The sequence below is a fragment of the Sorangium sp. So ce726 genome, from assembly GCF_051521405.1.
Lineage (GTDB): Bacteria > Myxococcota_A > Polyangia > Polyangiales > Polyangiaceae > Sorangium.
The window spans coordinates 3261630-3279942 of sequence record NZ_CP150349.1; the positions used below are offsets into that span (position 1 = coordinate 3261630).

The following is an 18313-nucleotide window of genomic DNA, read 5'->3' on the forward strand; positions in this document are numbered from 1 at the left end:
GGGACGACCTCAAGCCTCGGGCCTGGGGAGCTCGCCGTGACGCTCGCGGCCATGGCGTTCGATTTCGGTTCACACCCGCGCCGGCGCGGGTCTGCCTCGGGGAACGCCGGCGGAGGGCCGGCCTCACCCGAGGAGCGGAGCCATGAATCGCATCGATCCGAGAGCACACGTGTGGAGCAAGGCGGCGCGGACCCTGACGGCGCTGGGCGGCCTGCTGGCCGCCGCGGCGGCCCCGGCCAGCGCGCGCGCCGAGATCCTCGCTTACGACGAGCACGACGGGGACGCGGGCGGCGCCGTCGGCTGGGCGAACGATTGGCCCTTCGCGCGGGCGGACGGCGAGCTCGTGCAGACCAGCGGCTACCATCGCCGCTGGTTCGCTGCCCCGCTGTCGGCAGCGCACGCCACCCGGTGGATCGCCGTCACAGGGCGCATGGCCGCGCCCCCCGCCGGCTACGCGTACCACGTGCCCATGGGCGTCAGCTCCTGGACGACAGCCCACCAGCACCACGGCCTCCATTTCGACACGTCGAGCCCCGCGGGCCTGCTCGTCGACGACGCCGGCCCGACGAGCGCCATCGCCGCGACCACGCAGCAGACGTGGCTCGCGCGATACGTCTTCGGCCCCGCCAATGCGGGCGGCCGCTACAGCGCCACCGTGAGCATCTGGGCCGGGTCCGGCGCCGGTCGCCGCATCGATCCGGGGGCGCCGCCCGCCGCCGTCCGCACGCTCACGGACACCACGCTGGACAGCCTCTATTCCTCCGGGCAGAGCGAGGCCCAGGACATCTTCCTCGTGGAGCGCGAGAGCGTCGCCACCACGGCCCGGGAGGCGCTCGCCGCGCCCGAGCGCGATCTCTACGTGGTCGCGCACCAGGACGACGATCTGCTCTTCATGAACCCCGACATCGCGAATTCGATCCAGACGGGGAATTCGGTGCAGACCGTCTACGTCACCGCGGGCCTCGGCGGCAATTGCCTCGACGTGATGGACGAGCGGGAGGCCGGGATCAAGGCCGCGTATGCGGCGATGGCGGGCCTCGCCAATGACTGGAGCTGCGCCGAGGCCCCGGTGCTGGGCAAGGAGCTCGTGCGCTGCGCGCTCGACGGGAGCGCCGGCCGCGTCGGGCTCGTGTTCCTGCGGCTCCCGTCGTACCCGGACGCGGCGCTCCTGAGCGACCTCTGGAATGGCGGCGCGCCGGCCGTGACGCGCGTCGACCGCACCGGCCACGCATGCGACTACAGCTGCGACGACGACTGCGTCGATGACGACCCCGCCGGCGAGGTCCCCGTCGATTACACGCGCGAGGAGCTCATCGACGTCCTCGCGCGCCTGATGTCCGATTTCCGCGCGAGCCGCGTCGGCACGCTGAACAGCGATCACGGCCACGCCGGCGACCACACCGACCATTACTACACATCGATGTTCGCGTTCGCCGCGCACCAGGCCTACGCCGCCGCGCACGCGTTCCAGACCTACCGGGGCTACGACATGTCGAACGAGCAGGCGAACGTCTCCGATGAGGAGTTCGACATCACCTGGGACGCGTTCCGGTGGTATGCGCAATGCGACCGGTTCACCTGCACGAGCATGAGCGCGTGCGGTACCGGGACCACCTGCGACCCGGACAACTCGGACTATCGCGCCTGGGCGCACCGCCGGTACGTGCGCTCGGCGATCGCGGGCGTCTCCGGCCGCCTCGGCGCGCCTGGGGGCAAATGCCTCGCGGCCGCGGGCGGGTCGAACGGCGCGCCCGTGGTCCTCGCCGATTGCTCCATGGCCTCCGCGCAGCAATGGAGCGTCAAGGAGGACCGCATCGGCGGCCCCGGCGGCCGCTGCCTGGGCGTGTCCGGCGGCAGCACGTTGAACGGCGCGCTCGTGGTGCTCGAGAGCTGCGCCGAGACCGCAGGCCAGGCGTGGACGATGCTGGACGGCGGCCAGATCCGCGGCCTCGAGGGGAGGTGCCTCGCGGTCGCCGGCGGCAACACCGCGAACGGCACGCCGGTGCAGATGGTCGACTGCGATGGCGCCGAGGCGCAGCGGTTCGCGATCCAGCTCGCGGCGCCTACCCGCTGGTCGTACGGTAATGATTTCTCGGACGCCCAGATCGGCACGAGCGAGTCCACAACCCGCACGGTCCGGCTCGGCGACGTGGACGGCGACGGCAAGGCCGACGCGTGCGTGCGGCGCGCCGACGGCGTGTATTGCGCGCGCAGCAACGGCGCAGGCGGGTTCCTCCCCGCGCGGCGGTACACGACGGAGTTCTCTGACGCGAACGGCTGGCAGCCCGCGAAATACGGCAACACGATCCAGCTCGCCGACATCAACGGCGACGGCAAGGCCGACGTATGCGGCCGCGGCATCTGGGGCATCCTCTGCCAGGTCGCGAACGCCGCCGGCGACGCCTTCGTGACCTCCGGCGACGTCTGGTGGACCTACAGCTTCTCCGACGCGGAGGGGTTCGCCGGCGCGCCGAGCCATTACCGCTCGATCCACCTCGCCGACGTCAATGCCGACGGCTACGCCGATGTGTGCGGCCGCGGCGCCGACGGCCTGCGCTGCGCGCTCAACACGACCGCCGGGAGCTTCGGGACGGCGACGCTCTGGCTCGCCGAGATGTCCGACGCGAACGGCTGGCTGCCGGAGCCGTACGGCGCCACGATCCAGCTCGGCGACATCGACGGCGACGGCGCGGCGGACGCCTGCGGCCGCGGGCCGTCGGGCGTGGTGTGCGCCGTGGCGAGCGCTTCAGGCTCCGGGTTCGTGCGGCCGCACGTCTGGTCGTACAGCGCCGGCGGCGCGCCCGATTACGGCGACGCGTCCGAGTTCGATACGGCGCCGGGCTACTGGGGGAGCCTCGACCTCGGCGACGTCGACGGCGACGGCGACGCCGACCTCTGTGGCCGCGGCGTCTCCGGCGCGCTGTGCGCCATGTCGAACCGCCTCGATTTCGGCGCGGCGCGCCCCGCTTCGCTCGGCGCCTTCGGCAATGCCCAGGGGTGGTTCGCCGCGCGGTACGGCGCGACGGTGCAGCTCGGCGACGTCGACGGCGACGGCCGCGCCGACCTGTGCGGCCGCGGGCCGGACGGCCTCTGGTGCGCGCTCGCGCCGTGAGGACATGCAGCGCCGCCGCGTGGCGGCGGGAGCGTCGGCCGCGGAACGCCGGCGGACGGTGATATCCTCGACGCCGCGATGTCGGTCGATCGAGAGCACCTCGAGCGCGAGGTCCGCGAGCGCTGCGAGCGCGGCGCCGTCACGCAGGCCGCCGAGCTCGCCATCCGCGGCTACGGGCCCGAGATCCTCGGCTTCCTGACCGCGCTCCTCCGCCGCGAAGAGGATCCCGACGACGTCTTCTCGCTGTGGTGCGAGCGCATCCTGCGCGGGCTGCCGACCTTCGCGTGGGAATGCTCGCTGCGCACCTTCGCCTACACGATCGCGCGGAACGCGGCGAAGAACCACGCCCGCGACAGGCGCGCCCGCGAGAGGCGGGTGCGCCCCTCGCTCGGGACGACGGAGATCAGCGCGATCGAGCAGCAGGTGCGCACCGAGACGCGGCCGTACCTGCGCACCGACGCGAAGGACAAGCTCATGGAGCTGCGCGAGGCGCTGCCGCCGGACGATCGGATGTTGCTCGTGCTGCGCCTCGACAAGGGGCTGGAGTGGAGGGACGTGGCGCGGGTGATGCTCGGTGAAGAGATGGTGGAGGAGGCCGCGCTGAAGCGGGAGGCGCAGCGGCTGCGCAAGCGCTTTCAGGTCGTGAAGGACCAGCTCGTCGAGGCGGGCCGGCGCGCCGGCCTGCTCGGCGAGGGGTGACGGCTAGGCTGCTTCCGGAGCTCGTCGCGGGAGCGAGGAGCCCGGGAGGAACTGAAGCGCCGTACTACCCCACCAGCGTGGCGGCGAAGCGCGCGGGGCGCCGCACGCCGCGGGCCTCCATCCACGCGTCCGCCGAGGCGACGAGCGCGCGCCCCTCGTCGCCGCCGAGCCAGATCCCCCGCATGCGGCGCGCGGCGACCGCCAGGAGGGCGGCGCCCAGCCGGTCGAGCGCGGCCTCGGCGCTGCGCATGCGTTCGGCGGCCTCGGTGGCGCGGCCGCGCTGCCCGGCGACGCTGGCCCGGAGCATCGCGGCCACGGGCGGGCCCCAGAAGACGTCGCGCCGATCGAGCGCGCGCGCGTCGGCGAGGGCGAAGGCGCGCAAGGCGATCGCCCGCGCGCCGCCGCGCGCGGCGACCGCGAGGGACGCGAGGGCGCGCAGGTAGTGGAGCTCGCCCCGCACCAGCGGGACCGCGACCACGCCGGAGCCGAGGAGCGGCGGCGTCCCTGCCAGGATGAAGCGCAGGGCCGCGTCCGCGTCGCCCTCGTAGAGCGCGATTCGCCCGCGGGCGACGGCCTCGCGGAAGTGCTGGAGGTGGTAGCCGGCGCGCGACCAGCGCTCCATGGCGGCGTCCACCGTGACGCGCGCCGAGGCCGGCCGATCGGCGGCGAGGTCGAGCAGGTACGCGCCGTTGAGGCCGATCATGGTCTCGCGGTAGCGGTCGCCGCGCTCGCGCGCCTCGGCGAGGAGATCGGCCGTGGTCGCGGCGAGGTCGGGGATCTTGCCCTGGAGCCAGAGCACCGTCGCCAGGAGCGCGTGCGCGAAGCTGGCGCCGCTCCCGCTCTCGCCGCCGTGCGCCCCGAGCGCCGCGCCGCTCTGCCGCAGGAGCCGCTCGGCGCGCTCGAGCTCTCCGCGGGCGAACGCGGCCACGCCCTCGGCCAGCGGGTGAAAATGACGCGCCTCCGGGCGCGGTGAGCGCGCGGCCACCCGCTCGAGGAGCACGAGCAAGGCGGCGGCGCGCCGGCCACCGTCGCGCCGGCCGCCGCGGAGCGCGGCGTGGATCGCCTCGAAGGTGAGCGCCCGCGCGAGGCGGTGCGGCTCGCCGGCGTCGAGCGCGAGGAGCAGGTGCCTCGCCGAGAACGGCGCGCTCTGGATGGGCGCCGTCACGACCAGGCTCGCGGCCGAGTGGCAGGCGTCCATGACGAGCAGGTCACGGTCGGGGATCTCGCTCTCCGCGCGCTCGCGGAACGCGAGGCCGCGGGCCCACAGCCGCGCGCGCAGGGCGGCCGCCTGCGCGAGCGCCTCGAGCGCCGACGCCGGCCTGGAGAGCCCCAGCTCCGAGAGGACGCCGTCGAGCACCGACAGCCCTTCGTCCACGTACCCGCCCGCGAGGAGCAGCTGCATCGCCTGCAGCCGGTGGGCGCGCGCCTCGCGCGGCGGCTCGCGCGACGCAAGATCGAGGTACGCCTCCGCCGCCTCGCGCGAGCGGCCGGCGCTCGCCAGCGCGGAGGCGAGCGCGAGGCGCGCGTCGCGGGCGAGCGCCGGCCGCTCGCGCTCGCCCAGCGCGAGCGCCTCGCGCGCGAAGCGCGCCGCCTGATCGAAGGCGAGGGCCGCCTGCGCCTGCGCGGCCGCCTCGATGGCGCAGGCCGCGGCCTCCGCGTCGAGCCCGGCCCCGCGGAGGTGGTGCACGAGCAGGGACGGCTCGGCGCCGCCCTGGCCCTGCAGCGCGCGCGCGAGGCGAAGGTGGTGCTCGTGGTGACGCGCGCGCGGCAGCGCGGCGAGCACGGCCTCGCCGACGCGATCGTGGTACGGGAGGAGCTCCTCGCGATCGTGCGCCTCCCGCACGCGCACGATCTGCGCGGCGACGAGCCGCGAGAGCGCCTCGGGCTCGTCCAGCGCCTCGCCCTCCACCTCCGCCGCGCGCGCCGCGGTCCGCCGCGCGATCGGCTGCCCCGCCACCGCGACCACCTCGAGCAGCCGCCGCGCCGGCGCAGGGAGCCGCCCGATGCGCCCCGCGAGCAACGCGGACAGGTCGGGCGCGGCGCCGCCCAGGTCGCCGCTCTCGCCCGCGAGGCGCGAGAGCTCGGTGATGAAGAGCGGGCTGTGGTAGGCCTCCGCCGCGATCCGTGCCGCCGCGCCGCGTGGCGCGCCCGCGCCCGCGAGCAGCGCGCCCGCGAGCGCCACGGCGTCGGCGGGAGGCAGCTCGCCGACGTCGATCTCGTGCACGCGCACGTCCGCCGCGAGGCTTGCGCGCAGCGCCTCGAGCAGCGCGCGGAGGACGGGGCTCGTGGCGGCCTCCTCCACGCGGTACGAGGCGATGAAGAGCAGCGGCGGCGCCGCCGGAGGGCGCATCAGCTCGACGAGCAGCGCGACGCTGTCGAGGTCGCCCCACTGGAGATCGTCGACCGCGAGCACCAGCGTGCGCGCGCGGCCGAGGCGCGCGCACAGCCCGCGCAGCGCGGCGAAGGCCCGGCGCCTGCGCTCCGCCGCGTCCGGCGCCGCGCCCTCCCGCGGCGCGGCCGCCGCGATCGCCGGCACCTCCCGGAGCACCGGGAAGGCGTGCGCGAGCTCGACCACGTCGTCGGGCAGCCACGCGGCGACGTCCTCCGGCGCCGCGCGGGCGAGGAGCCGGCCGAGCTCGTCGACGGCGCCGTCCAGCGCCTTGTACGGCACCGACTCCTGCTGAAAGCAGCGCCCCGCGAGCGGGACGAGGGCCCCTGGCCCACCTCCCGCCGACTCCAGGAACCGCTGCAAGAGCGCGCTCTTTCCGAGCCCCGACGATCCGCGGAGCAGCGCGACCACCGTGCGCCCCGCGCGCGCCTCGTCGAGGGCCGCGTGGAGCCGCCCCAGCTCGCCCGCGCGGCCCACGAAGGCAGCCGCCGGCGGCGGGTGGCGCCGCGCGATCGGCGCGCCGGCGGCCCGGCCGAGGAGCCGCGCCGCGACCTCGCGGGCCGCGGGGCGGACCGCGGGATCGTGCGCCAGGAGCTCGCGGCAGAGGCGGTCGAGATCCTCGGGCACGGTCGCCGCGGCCGGTCGCGGCGCGGGCGCCAGGCCGCCTTGCGCGGGCGCCAGGCTGCCTTGCGCGGGCGCCAGGCCGCCTTGCGCGGGCGCCAGGCTGCCTTGCGCGGGCGCCAGGCCGCCTTGCGCGGGTAGGCGGCCGGTGAGCGCCTGGTGGAGCATCACGCCGACCGCGTACATGTCGGCGGCCGGCCCGACCGCGAGCCCCGCGGCCTGCTCCGGCGCCATGTACCTCGGCGTCCCCGCCCGCACGGGGGCCGTGGGGGCGTCGAGGTCGGCGACGAGCCCGAAGTCGAGGACCTTCACGGCGCCGGCCGCGTCGACCATCACGTTCGACGGCTTGATGTCGCGGTGGAGCTTGCCCGCGCCGTGCAGGAAGTCCAGCGCCTCGGCGATCCCCCGGAAGGTGGCGCGCAGGCGCGCCTCGTCCGGGCCTTCCGCGCCGCGCACGTGCGTGATCACGTCCGTGCCCGAGACGAGCTCCATGGTGAAGAACCAGCGCGTGTCGTCCCGGTGGAGCTCGTAGAGCCGGACGAGGCGCGGGTGGACGATGCCGGCCAGCGCGCGAAACTCCTGCTTGAACAGGTAGATGGCCCTTGCGTCCGAGCGCCGCAGCACCTTGAGCGCGACGAGCGCGCCGCGCTTTCCGTCGAAGGCCTCGTACACGGCGCCGAACCCGCCGCTCCCGAGGCGCCGGCGGAGCGCGAAGCGCTGCGGATCCTCACCGGCGGCGAGGAAGGCGCCGCTCTCGTCGGCCTCGATGGAGGCCACGGGGACGACCTCGGGCACGCGGGCGATCTGGCGGAGGAACTCGAGGGACGGCGAGGAAGCGGTGGAGCCGCCGCCGGAGAGGCTATCGGTGTCGGCCGTGGCGCTGGCGGACTGCGCGGCGTCGGCCGCGGCGCCGGAGGATGGCTGGCGTCGGTGGCCTTCGGAGGACAAGCAAGGGCTCCTGGAAGGGGAGGAGCATACCGCGGGCGCGCCTCACGATGGGACCGAGGTGAGCGCTCTCCTGGATCGCATGACCGGCGTATAGGCCGAGCGGTATGCGCCTTCGCCGCGGCCGGGCGAACGGGGAGCCGCTGCGCCGCCGCCGTGCTCCACCGCTTGCGGTCGATCTGCGTCGGGTACACTGCCGGCGCACCAGCGCCTCCACCTCCTTCCTCCTTCTCCACAGAAAGCTCCCCCCATGAAGCACGCGTTCCTCGCGTCGCTCTCGCTAGCCCTCAGCGCGTGCGCCGGGCCGCTGGCGAAAGGGCCGTCGGTCGATCTCCGCCTGCGGCACGTCGTCCTGTACCAGAACGGCCTCGGTTACTTCGAGCGCACCGGCGTCATGTCGGGCGAGCGGCTCACGCTCCGGTTCCGGGAGCGCGAGGTCGACGACGTGCTGAAGAGCATGGTGGTCGTCGAGCAAAACCTCGGGCCGAACGACACCCCCTCCACCGTGAGCGCGCTCTTGCCGCGCTCCGGGCAGGCGAGCGGGCCCGAGGATCCCACCGAGATCGAGCTCGTCTTCTCGCCGGCCGCGAGGAGGCCCGTGTCGATCGCGTACGCGGTGCCGACCGCCGCCTGGAAGGCGACCTACCGCGTGATCCTGCCAGCCAAGGGGCAGAAGGAGAAGCGGGCGCTCCTCCAGGCCTGGGCGCTCATCAGCAACATCGGCGACGAGGACTGGAGCGAGGTCAACGTGACGCTCGCGACGGGCGCGCCGCTCTCCTACGTCTCGAACCTGCGCGCGCCGGCGATGCTCGACAGGCCGGAGCTGAAGGGCGTCTACGACGGCGAGGGCGGCGCGCTCGCCCCGGTGCTCGCGGAGCGCTCGCCCGGGTCCGACGCCGACCGCGATGGCGTGCTCGACCACGAGGACGCCTGCCCGCGCGAGCCCGGCTCGGAGAGCCCGCAACCCGACCGGCGCGGCTGCCCGCACGCGGTCCGCGTCGTCAGCAGCAGCGAGATCCAGATCCTGACCGCCGTGCCCTTCGACAGGGGCTCGGACGTCATCTCGCCGCGCGCGAGGCCGGTCATCGAGGAGATCGCGCGCACGCTCAAGAGCGTCCCACACCTCCGCGCGTTCGAGGTCGAGGGGCACGCGTCGTCCGACGAGGCCGGCGCGGCGGATCTCGCGGCCCGGCGCGCCGCTGCCGTGCGCGCGGCGCTCCTCCAGCTCGGGGTCACGGCCGAGCTCGTGACGCGCTCGCACGGCGCCGAGATGCCCCTCGTCCCCGACCACACCGAGGAAGCCCGGCAGCGCAACCGCCGCGTCGTCCTGCGCGCCCTGGACGTCAGGCAGGCGCAGGCCCCCAGCTCGTGGCGCGAGGCGCCGGCCGTCACGCCCGAGGCGATGGAGAAGGCGCCGGAGGGCGCGGCGAGCGTGGACGCCGTGGCCGGGGCCTTCCGGTACGCGATCGCGAACCCGGTGACGCTCCCGAAGAAGTCGTCGGCGCTGATCACGCTCATCAACCGCCCGGTCGCGGGCGAGGACGTCCTCCTGTTCCGCCCCGATCCCGCGGCGCGAGCGAGCGCGACCCACCCCTTCCGCGCAGCGCAGATCGAGAACCGGAGCGCGCTCGGTCTCCAGCCAGGATCCGTGTCGATCTTCTCCGGCGGGACCTTCGTGGGCGAGGGGGTGCTCACGCGCCTTTTGCCCGGGGAGAGCGCGACGATCCCGTACGCCATCGACAGCTCGACCGAGGTGCGCGCGACGAGCATGACCACGGAGGTGCCGGTGCGGGTCGTGTCGCTGTCCCGCGGCGCGCTGCGCGTGGAGGATCGGTACCGGCGCGTGACGGTCTACGATGTGAGGCCTGGCCGGGACGTGCCGGAGACATTGCTCATCCGCCACGCGAGGGCGACGGGGTTCGAGCCGCAGGGCCTCCCAGGGTGCACGGACGCGACGCCGGACGCCTGCCTCGTCGAGGAGAAGCTCGCGCCCGGCGCGCCCCAGAAGGTCGTGGTCGAGGAGACGCGGCTGTCTCAGCGCGAGATCCCGCTCGTCCAGGCCGACAGCGAGCGGCTCTCGCTCTACCTGAAGGGCTCGAGCCTCCCGGCCGAGCTCCGCGCGAGGCTGGACCGCGCGCTCGCGCTCCGGCGCGCGCTCGACGCGGCGAACGACGAGCTCGACCCGCTGCGGCGGAGGCGCGCCGAGCTGATCGACCGCGCCGCCGAGCTGCGCGAGAGCCTGAGGACCATCGAGCGCACGCCCCAGGCCGGCAAGCTCCGCCAGACCTTGCTCGACCGGCTCGCCGAGGTGGCCCGACAGTCGGAGGAGATCGGCGAGAAGATCACCCAGCGCGTCGAGGACGTGGCCATGGCGCGCGCTGAGCTCGACGACACGCTCCGCGATCTGATCATCGAAGGTCGGTGAGCGCCGGCGGACGATCCGGGGAGACAGCGCGGCCGGATCGCGAGCGCCTACCGGCGCCGACGCCGAAGAACGAGCGCAGAAGCGACAAGCCAGAGAGCGGCGGCGCGTCCGCCGTCCCCAGGGCTCGCGCCCGTCCGGCAAGCGCACGAGCCATCTGCGTCGTCGCCGGCCGCCTCGTTCCCACCGGAGGATCCGGCGCTGCCGCCGCTGCCCGAGCCAGCGGTGCCGGTCGTTCCGCTGGTGCCTCCGGTGACCGAGCCGCCGCTGGCCGAGGTCGTGCCCCCGGCGCCGGGGCTGCCGCCGCTGGCCGAGGTCGTGCCCCCGGCGCCGTCGCTGCCACCGCTGCCGCCCGTTCCCTGGCCCGAGCCGCCTCCGCCGCCTCCTCCATCGCCCCCGTCATCCGGCATGGTGGGTCCGGTAAACCGCCACCAGTTGAACTTGAAGAGGTCGCCGCTGCCACCGACGAACTTCAGGAACAAGTCGTGGTTCCCGCTGCCCCCGCTCACCGCACAGGTCTTGGTGGTCCAGGACGACGCGCCCGAGACATCACACGTCCCGAGCAGCGTGCCGGTCTGACTGTCGAGGTGGAGCTCGATCTTCGCGTTGCTGGCTGCGGACGATACCCGAGCCTCGAAGGAGGTCACGCCGTCCAGGAAATCGACGTCCTTCACCTTGATGTAGTCACCATTGCTGATGGACGTGACGTTCATGCCGGCGCCGGTGTCGGTGCACACCTCGGTCTTGAGCCCGGACGAGAAGGCGATGGTCTCGGCCTCGACTTGCTTGAACGGATCCAGCGTGGCGATGGCGGGCGGTCCATTCATGGACATCGTGAGCCTCGGAATGCTGCCGTCGGCGCCGTAGGTGAACTCCTCCACGCACACCGAGCGCTTGAAGTCACCGCCGCCCGGCAATGCGTTGTTGTGATAGAAAAAATACGAGCGCCCCTTGTAGTCGACGATGCCTGGGTGATTGGTGAAGGTTGAGCCAGCGCCCATGATGTCGCCGCGGACGGTCCAGGGCCCCGTCGGACTGTTGCTTGTCGCGTAGCTGATCTTCTCGCTCCCGGCGATGGCGGCGTAGACGAGGTAGTACAGCGACCCTCGCTTGTAGAACCACGGCCCCTCGGTGAAGCCGCTCAACGACACGTTGGTGATGCTCCCCGAGGTGCTGGTCATGTCCGAGTTCAGCTTCACGTAACGGAGGGTGCCATTCCCCCAGTACATGTAGGCCTGTCCATCGTCGTCGACGAACACCGTCGGGTCGATGTTGCCGGATCCGCTCTGGGCCAGCGCCCTTCCCAGCGGGTCCATGAACGGGCCCGCCACATTGTCCGAGACGCCCACGCCGATCTTCGCGCCGGTGGCGTTGTTCAGCGGCACGTACAGATAGTACTTGCCGTTCCTGGCGATCCCCTGCGGCGCCCACGCATCGCCGGTTCCCCAGCTGAAGGTCCTGTAGCCCGCGGGCGAGCCGTGGTCTGTCCAGTTGACCATGTCCGTTGTGGAGTACAACCTCCAGTCGTTCATGGTGTAGAAGTTGTTCACCGACACGTCCTCGTCGTGGGACGTGTAGATGTACAACCTGCCTTCGTGCACCATGGGAGCGGGGTCGGCCGTGTAGGAGGTCTGCACGATCGGGTTGTCCGCCCGAGCGGGGGACGCAATCGCGGCGACGATCGCCAGCGCCATCGCCGACAGGGGCATTCTTCTTGCTCGGTACCACGTTGTGTTCAGGCGCACGTTGAATCCTCTCGCGAGCGAAATTGCCGGCGCCCCGCACCCCTGGTGCTGACTCGACGGAGGCGCCCATCCGCGCCGTCGTACCTCAGAGCGCGCGGCCGCCCGAACGCCCCGAGCGACCTACGGACCCACGAGTGCCTCGTTCACGGCGAGGCGAACGCGTCGACCGTTTGGCGCTTTGGGATGGATCCCGGCAAAGGTGTCCCGGTCCCGGTCCGTGGTCGCTTCGCCGCGAACAACAGCGAGGCAGTGGCGCTCATGGCGCGACAGGGCCTCGGCGTGGCGCTGCTCGCCGACTGGTTCGTGCGCGACGATATCAAGCGCGGCCGACTGGTCCCGCTGCTCGAGGACTTCGTGACGCCGCCGGCGCCCGTCTTTGCGCTGAGCCCACCTGGACGGTTCTCATCGACGACGGTCCGCGCGCTGACCGAGCATCTCGCCGCAGGGCTCGCCGCGCGACTGGAGCGAAAGTCGCAGCCTCTTGGCTAGATAGGGGTGAAAGCTAGTCGAGCCCATAGGATCGCAATCAGCTGCGCGGACCGACGACGGCGGCGTCCACGTCGTTCACGGGCCCGCCCACGGCTGGCGCCCACGCAGCTCGCGCACGTCGAGCTCGCCGGCGTCGAGCAGGCCGGAGGCAGCGTCGTGGATCTGATACGCCATCTTCGCGCCGCCGAGCGGCTGGCTTTCGACGAATATGCAGCGCAGCTCGCCTGGGGCGAAGCCGCACTGGTCCTGGATCGCGCGCAGCAAGCCATCGCGGTGCAGGTGGCCGTCGCCGAAGTTCCAGCCGAGCGCGAGGCCGCCGACGAGCTCACCGTCGAGGTACTCGTACTCGTGGAGCGGGCCCTCGATCGCCTTCGGCAGCAGGACCGGCAGCGCGCGGCCCTGGAGGTGCATGAGGCGGAACGCGAGCACCTTGCCGACGAGGCCGACCGACGTGGCGTGGTCGTAGAACCGGTGGAGCTGGTCGTAGATCCACGGCGCGGCCTTCACGAGCCGGTCGAGCTTTCGATAGCTGTCGCCGCGGAACAGCCACACGCTATAGGGCCAGTTTCCGGCGTAGTACCGCATCGCGAGCAGGAACGAGATCCGCCCTGGCGCGATGTTGCCGAGGAGCGGAACAGCGACAAGCATGATCGCGAGGAGCACGCCGAGCCGCGGCGGGCCGACGTCGAACGGGTACGCGCCGGGGTGGGCCCAGAACAGCGCGAACACGCCGTAGACCACCATCAGGTTCCACTCGATCGGCGCGCCCATCGGCACATTGCTCGTGATGAAGGCGTGGAGCGCGAGCGCCATCGCAATGCCGACGGCGATCGCCGTCTCGCCGGTCGAGCACGCGAGCACGATGGGCACGCCGAGCTCGAGCGCGGTGCCGGCGTGGCTCATCGCGATCGCGAGCCGCGAGGGGCGCAGGTCGTCCGGATAGTGGACGTACATGCGCCGCCGCAGCCATGCGAAGCGGGCGAACGGGCTATTGCTCGTCATCACGCACACGACGGTCGGGAAGTGGTGGTTGAGCTTCGAGACGCCGGCCCAGAGCCAGAGCGCGAGCTGGACCGCCTTTGCGCCGCCGATCCAGTCGGCGGTGGCCGCGAACACGACGACGGTGGTCCAGTAGTGTTCGGCGCGCAGCGCGAGGAAGATGGTGCGATCGGCGACGGCGAGGACCGGCACGAGCGCGGCGATCGGCACGAGGTGCGAGGCGCCGAGCGTGGGGGCGAGCAGCGCGCGCACGAGCAGGGCGAGCAGCGCGACGTAGAGCGCGACGTCGAGCGGGGTGCGCCGCGTGCCGCCGAGGAGCGGCGCGCGCGCGAACAGCGCGAGCTTCGTGGTGCCGGGGCGGAGGAAGTAGAGGGCGCCGCCGACGGGCGGGGCGTAGCGCCCGCTGAGCGGACCGAACCCGCAGCCGAAGCCTAGGCCCTCGAACAGCATGCTCCACAGGATCGCCTTCTGGAACGCGAGCGGGTGCAGCCACCAGTCGCCGATCGTCGAGAGGCCGCCGAGGCTCGGTGAGGTGCTGCAGAACAGGACCCAGGCGCCGGCATAGAGGGCGAGCTTGACCGCATGGAGCACGTAGACGGCGAGCGGCGCGCCGGAGCCCTGCAGCGCCCACGCCTCGCAGACCATGCGTGCGCGCTCGGGGAACGGCCGCTTCGCCCAGTCGATCGGATCGTACGGCGGGGCGAGCGGACGCAGCAGGGCCACGGCCGCGATGCTACCCGAACGCGTCCCCCGGCTCACGAAATCGACGCGCGGCGGGCCTGGCATTCGTCGCGAGAGAGCTTGCGTTCCGGCGAGCCCCTTTTGTGGCTCGCCTGCACTCCATCCCCTCCGGTGAGCACCCCAAGCTCCCTCACCACCCGCAGGCGCGGCCCAGCGTGCGTCCGCTGATTTTACCTACGCGCCGCGTCCCTGTTCAGCGGTCGACGGCGCGCGCGGCAACCTCGATCGCGTCGGCCACGGCCTGTGGCTGCGAGACGTACACCGCATGGCCTGCGGGTACTTCGATGATCGCGGCCTCGGCGCGCATCGCCATCTGGCGCTGGGCGGCAGGCGGAATGATGCGATCGTCCTTGGCCAACACGTACCAGCTGCGCTGCGTCTTCCAGGCCGCTTGCGAGATCCTGGCCTCGAAGGCGGCCGCAGCGGGTGGGACCTGAGTGGTCGCCATGAAGGCGGCCTGCTTCGGCGCAACGTCCTGCGCGAACGCTTGCGGGAAGACCTTCGGATCGAAGAACAAGAAGCCATCTTCCGAGGGCTGCACGGGCGGTGGCTCACCTCCCCCGATCAGCGAGGAGACGGACTCGCCCACGTCGGGCGCGAACGCTGCGACGTAGACGAGGCCCGCCACGTTCGCCGCGTTGCCGGCCTCGGTGATGACGACGCCGCCATAGGAGTGCCCGACGAGCAGGGCCGGCCCGTCCTGACGCGCCAGCACGCGGTCGACGGCCGCCACGTCGTCGGCCAGCGAGGTCACGGGGTTCTGTACGATGCTCACGCTGTAGCCGCGCGCGGTCAGGATGTCGTGCACACCTTGCCATCCCGAGCCGTCTGCCCACGCGCCGTGTACGAGTACGATGTTCTTCATGCCGATATTCTCCTGAGCTTCAGTGGGTGCGCCGCAGCCACCGAGCACCAGCGCCGTGACGAACGAGAGTGAGACGGCGACGCGCGCCACGATGCTTCGTGTACGCGGACTCATTGGGGTACCCCGCCTTCGTTGCCGAGGATCTGCATGCGCCTGACCGTGACGTCGCCCTCGGCGAGCTTCGACAGCTGGGCAGACCAGCTCCGCACGTGAGGCGTCTGGTTGTGGGCTTCGAAGTCCGCGCGCATGGCGAAGATCTCGTAGAAGATGAAGTGCCCGGGGGTCTCGCGATCTTCGTGCAGGAAGTAGAGTCGGTTGTCCCTTACTAACTGGCTCTTCATGTGCCTTGTCCTTTCGTTCGTCGTTAGCCGACGCGCTTCCGGCGGGCTTCGCGCGCCCCATCGAAGACTCGCTTCACCGGACCGAGCGCCTGCACGAACTCGAGCTGCTCACCTTCGCAGCCCTTGCAATAGATCAGCCTCCAGCCATTCGACTTGCCGGCCGTGATGCCGTAGCTGTTCGCAGTCATCGGTGCTGCGCGACGCGCCTGCTCGGTCGTCACGGTGAGCACCCGATTGGCTCTGACCTGCGTCATGCCGCGCCGCGCCGACTCCGCCTCGAGGTCCGCGATGAACTTGTTGAAGTCGACATCGTCGCGGATGTGGAAGCAGATGTGCATCATGCGCGGGAAAGCCGGGCCCGTGGGATCGAGCGGCTCGGCGAAGGCGCTGCCGCCGCCCGCGGGCTGCCCGGCATCGCGATAGTGCAAGAGTTCGATCACGACGTTGTCGAACTGGATGAAGCGAACATCGAGGCGCTGTGCGCCATTTCGGAGGTCCGGGATACCCATGGTGCGCGGGTTGACGTTGCGCACGCGGGCCTCGATGTCTTGATCCGTGAGCAGTGTGTTGTGGATGGGCTCGCCGTAGAAGTCGCCGTCGCTCATCACCTCCGTGCCGCCGAGCACTTCGGTGTAGAACGCGAAGGCGCGGCCCATGTTCTGTACGGTGAGACCGAAGTGCTGTACACCTTGCAGCCGCGCGCCGAGCGGTCCGCTGTTTCGTGCCGCCGGGCTCATCCGCCGCGCCTCCTCCGCCTGCGCGGATGCCGCCGCGGAGACCGATAGCGCTCCGAGCGCTGCAGCCCCCGCGCCTTGAAGCATTCTGCGCCGTTTGATGTCCTTGTCGTCTCGATAGTCGCTCATGTCATTCTCCTCACTCTGGGTTGTTGATCCGTCAGCGGGCTCTCCACAGACGGATGGTCGCGATCGAAGCCTGGGTGTACCCGGGCGGATCCGTGTCGGGGCCGAAGGCTGCCTTGCTCGTCAGCGTGTTCGTCGTCAGGAGGCCTCCGACGTAGGGCGCCGACGTTCCGGTCAGCACGAGCTGGCAGCGAACCGGATAGAGCCCGCTCTCCGGGAAGTCGACCCTGAGCGCCTGACACTCGCCGTTGCCGCGGAAGGAGATCGAGCCCAGGTCGACCTCCGCGTAGAAGTTCTGGCGCGCGGGCTCGCTGGTCGGGCCAAAGCAGCCGCGCAGCTGGGCGACGCGCGATTCCTTCGCGTCCGCGACTTTCCCGGCTTCGGATCGAACGCTCCAGAACGAGAAGAAGCGCTCGGCGTCCGATGGGAAGGGCGCGAAGCCGATCTCCGCCGGGGAGCACCCTTCGGCGCTTGGTTCGTGCGGCTCGCGGATGCTGCGAAGGACGTAGATCTCCTCCAGGGGGTCTCTGGCCTTCGATGGGCTGCGCGGTAGCCAGCCGATGGCGTGCGCGTGCAGGCTGTGGATGTAGAGACGGTCCGCGGTCTCGGTCGCGGAGGTCGTCTCCGGATAGGCGCCGCTCGGGTCCTGCAGGTCCTCGGTGACGTGGCCGGCCTCGTCGATGGCGAAGACGTGCCCGTAAGACTCGCCCAGCGGGAGGAGGAACCGTGGCAGGCGCAGCAGCACCTTGCGCGCGAAGGGCCACTCCGCGAGCGAGTCCGCGGCCGGATTGCGCGGCTTGAAGAGCCCCACCCAGATGCGGCCATCGCGTCCCCGCATCAGGTTGTCGGGATAGCCGGGCAGGTTGTCGAGCAAGACGACGGCTTCGGGCGCGCCGCTTCGCACGTCGACGCCGTTCGCGCGGCCGTCGACCTTCCAGAGCCGGTAGCGCCCCGTCTCGTTCACGAACAGCGTATGACCGTCTGCAGACAGCGCGATGCCGTTGGCGAACGAGAAGCCATGGGCGACGACGCGGGTCTTCCGGGTCGCGGGATCATGGGCGAGCACGCGACCCGTGGCGGACTGCTCGATGATGTCGAGCACACTCGCTTCGTAGGTTCCGCCCCAATCCCTGGGAGCGAAGCGTGTGGACGCATCGGTGAAGTAGATCGCCCCATCGGGTGCCACCACGACGGCGTCGGCATAGCGGATGGGGTCCTGCTCGCTCACGTGATCGGCGAGCACCGTCATGCGCGCGTCGGGGCTGATCGCGAGCAACCCCTTCATGGCATCTGCCGCGATCATGCGGCCCGCGGCGTCGAAGTCGAAGCCGAGCACGCGTCCGCCCGTGCTCGCAAAGACCTCCCGGCGCCCGTTTTTGACGTCGATGCGCAGCAGGTTTCCGCTGGTCATCGCCGCGTAGAGCTTGCCGTCCGGTCCCGCCGCGATGTGCTCTGGACCGACCTCGTCGCCTAGATCGATCATGTTCAGTCCCGACAGCCGTGTGTTGGCTGCGAAGGCCCCGCTGAAGCCGGGCGGCGTCGGGGCCTGCCATGCTTCGGGCTCCGCGGGAACGGGCCAGAGGCAGAGGTATGCAGCGACTCCCAGCAACGAGAGCCCCGCGGTGCGCAGTAGATGTGCCAAGGTCAGTACCTGAGGGTGATCGGCATCGACATGCTGCCGCCGTCATATGCGAAACGCGCGTCGTCGAACCTGGGGCCGAAGGCGCCTCGCGCACCCTTCGATGCGCCGTAGCCTTCCTTGGGCACGCCCATGAAGCTCTTGTCGAGCTTGCCATTGGCGTTTTCGTCATGCATCGCGACGACCGCGTAGGTTCCGGCGGGAGCGTCGAAATGGCACACGCCGATGCCGCCGACGATCGGCACGAGCAAGGCCCGGCGAGCCTTCTTGATGTCGCCCGGAAAGCCGTCCGCGGAGGTAAAGAGCAGACAGCCGATCTGGCCCGCGCCGTTGCGCGCGCCGCTCACACGTACTTCGAGGCCAGGCCCCGCGGCGCGTACCTCAGCCGTCGAGAAGAGCGACAGAACGAGCAGACACCCGATGGAGATTCGATTGGACATGATTTG

At 71.8% G+C, this 18313-nt stretch carries 12 protein-coding genes; 4 read left to right on the forward strand and 8 right to left on the reverse strand.

All coding sequences use genetic code 11. The annotated features are described in order from the left end of the window. The first annotated feature begins 142 nt into the window (after window positions 1-142). Complete coding sequence (locus tag WME79_RS12410; protein WP_437535014.1) at window positions 143-3112, forward strand: FG-GAP-like repeat-containing protein; 2970 nt, start codon at window positions 143-145, stop codon at window positions 3110-3112. Window positions 3113-3190: 78 nt separating this feature from the next. After that, window positions 3191-3811: a sigma-70 family RNA polymerase sigma factor gene (locus WME79_RS12415; RefSeq protein ID WP_437535015.1), complete on the forward strand. Its 621-nt coding sequence runs from the start codon at window positions 3191-3193 to the stop codon at window positions 3809-3811. 64 nt (window positions 3812-3875) lie between these two features. Here WME79_RS12415 and WME79_RS12420 read toward each other — a convergent pair whose 3' ends face one another. After that, window positions 3876-7769: a serine/threonine-protein kinase gene (locus WME79_RS12420; protein ID WP_437535016.1), complete on the reverse strand. Its 3894-nt coding sequence runs from the start codon at window positions 7767-7769 to the stop codon at window positions 3876-3878. Between the two features lie 247 nt (window positions 7770-8016). Between WME79_RS12420 and WME79_RS12425 the strand changes: the two genes are divergently transcribed. Next, the gene (locus tag WME79_RS12425) at window positions 8017-10191 is read left to right on the forward strand and encodes an OmpA family protein (RefSeq protein ID WP_437535017.1); all 2175 of its coding nucleotides are present in this window, start codon (window positions 8017-8019) and stop codon (window positions 10189-10191) included. 47 nt (window positions 10192-10238) lie between these two features. On the opposite strand, the gene WME79_RS12430 is transcribed toward WME79_RS12425, so the two are convergent. After that, entirely contained in the window at window positions 10239-11897 is a 1659-nt protein-coding gene (locus WME79_RS12430; protein ID WP_437535018.1) for a family 43 glycosylhydrolase, read from the reverse strand. Between the two features lie 81 nt (window positions 11898-11978). On the opposite strand from WME79_RS12430, the gene WME79_RS12435 reads away from it, so the two are divergent. Further along, window positions 11979-12422: a substrate binding domain-containing protein gene (locus WME79_RS12435; protein ID WP_437535019.1), complete on the forward strand. Its 444-nt coding sequence runs from the start codon at window positions 11979-11981 to the stop codon at window positions 12420-12422. A 75-nt stretch (window positions 12423-12497) separates the two neighbouring features. Here WME79_RS12435 and WME79_RS12440 read toward each other — a convergent pair whose 3' ends face one another. From WME79_RS12440 to WME79_RS12465, 6 genes are all read right to left on the reverse strand, one after another. Then, on the reverse strand, window positions 12498-14144 hold the full coding sequence (locus WME79_RS12440; protein ID WP_437535020.1) for a DUF3556 domain-containing protein: 1647 nt from the start codon (window positions 14142-14144) through the stop codon (window positions 12498-12500). 211 nt (window positions 14145-14355) lie between these two features. Next, entirely contained in the window at window positions 14356-15027 is a 672-nt protein-coding gene (locus WME79_RS12445; RefSeq protein ID WP_437539831.1) for an alpha/beta hydrolase, read from the reverse strand. A gap of 110 nt (window positions 15028-15137) precedes the next feature. Next, entirely contained in the window at window positions 15138-15368 is a 231-nt protein-coding gene (locus WME79_RS12450) for a putative quinol monooxygenase (RefSeq protein ID WP_437535022.1), read from the reverse strand. Window positions 15369-15391: 23 nt separating this feature from the next. After that, window positions 15392-16231 carry a VOC family protein gene (locus tag WME79_RS12455; protein WP_437535023.1) on the reverse strand — a complete coding sequence of 280 codons (840 nt, stop codon included), beginning with the start codon at window positions 16229-16231 and terminating at the stop codon, window positions 15392-15394. Window positions 16232-16262: 31 nt separating this feature from the next. Next, a complete protein-coding gene (locus WME79_RS12460; RefSeq protein WP_437535024.1) occupies window positions 16263-17870 on the reverse strand; it encodes an SMP-30/gluconolactonase/LRE family protein in 1608 nt (535 codons plus the stop codon). Between the two features lie 2 nt (window positions 17871-17872). Further along, window positions 17873-18307, reverse strand: a complete 435-nt coding sequence (locus tag WME79_RS12465) for a DUF2141 domain-containing protein (RefSeq protein ID WP_437535026.1) — start codon at window positions 18305-18307, stop codon at window positions 17873-17875. Window positions 18308-18313: the final 6 nt, after the last annotated feature.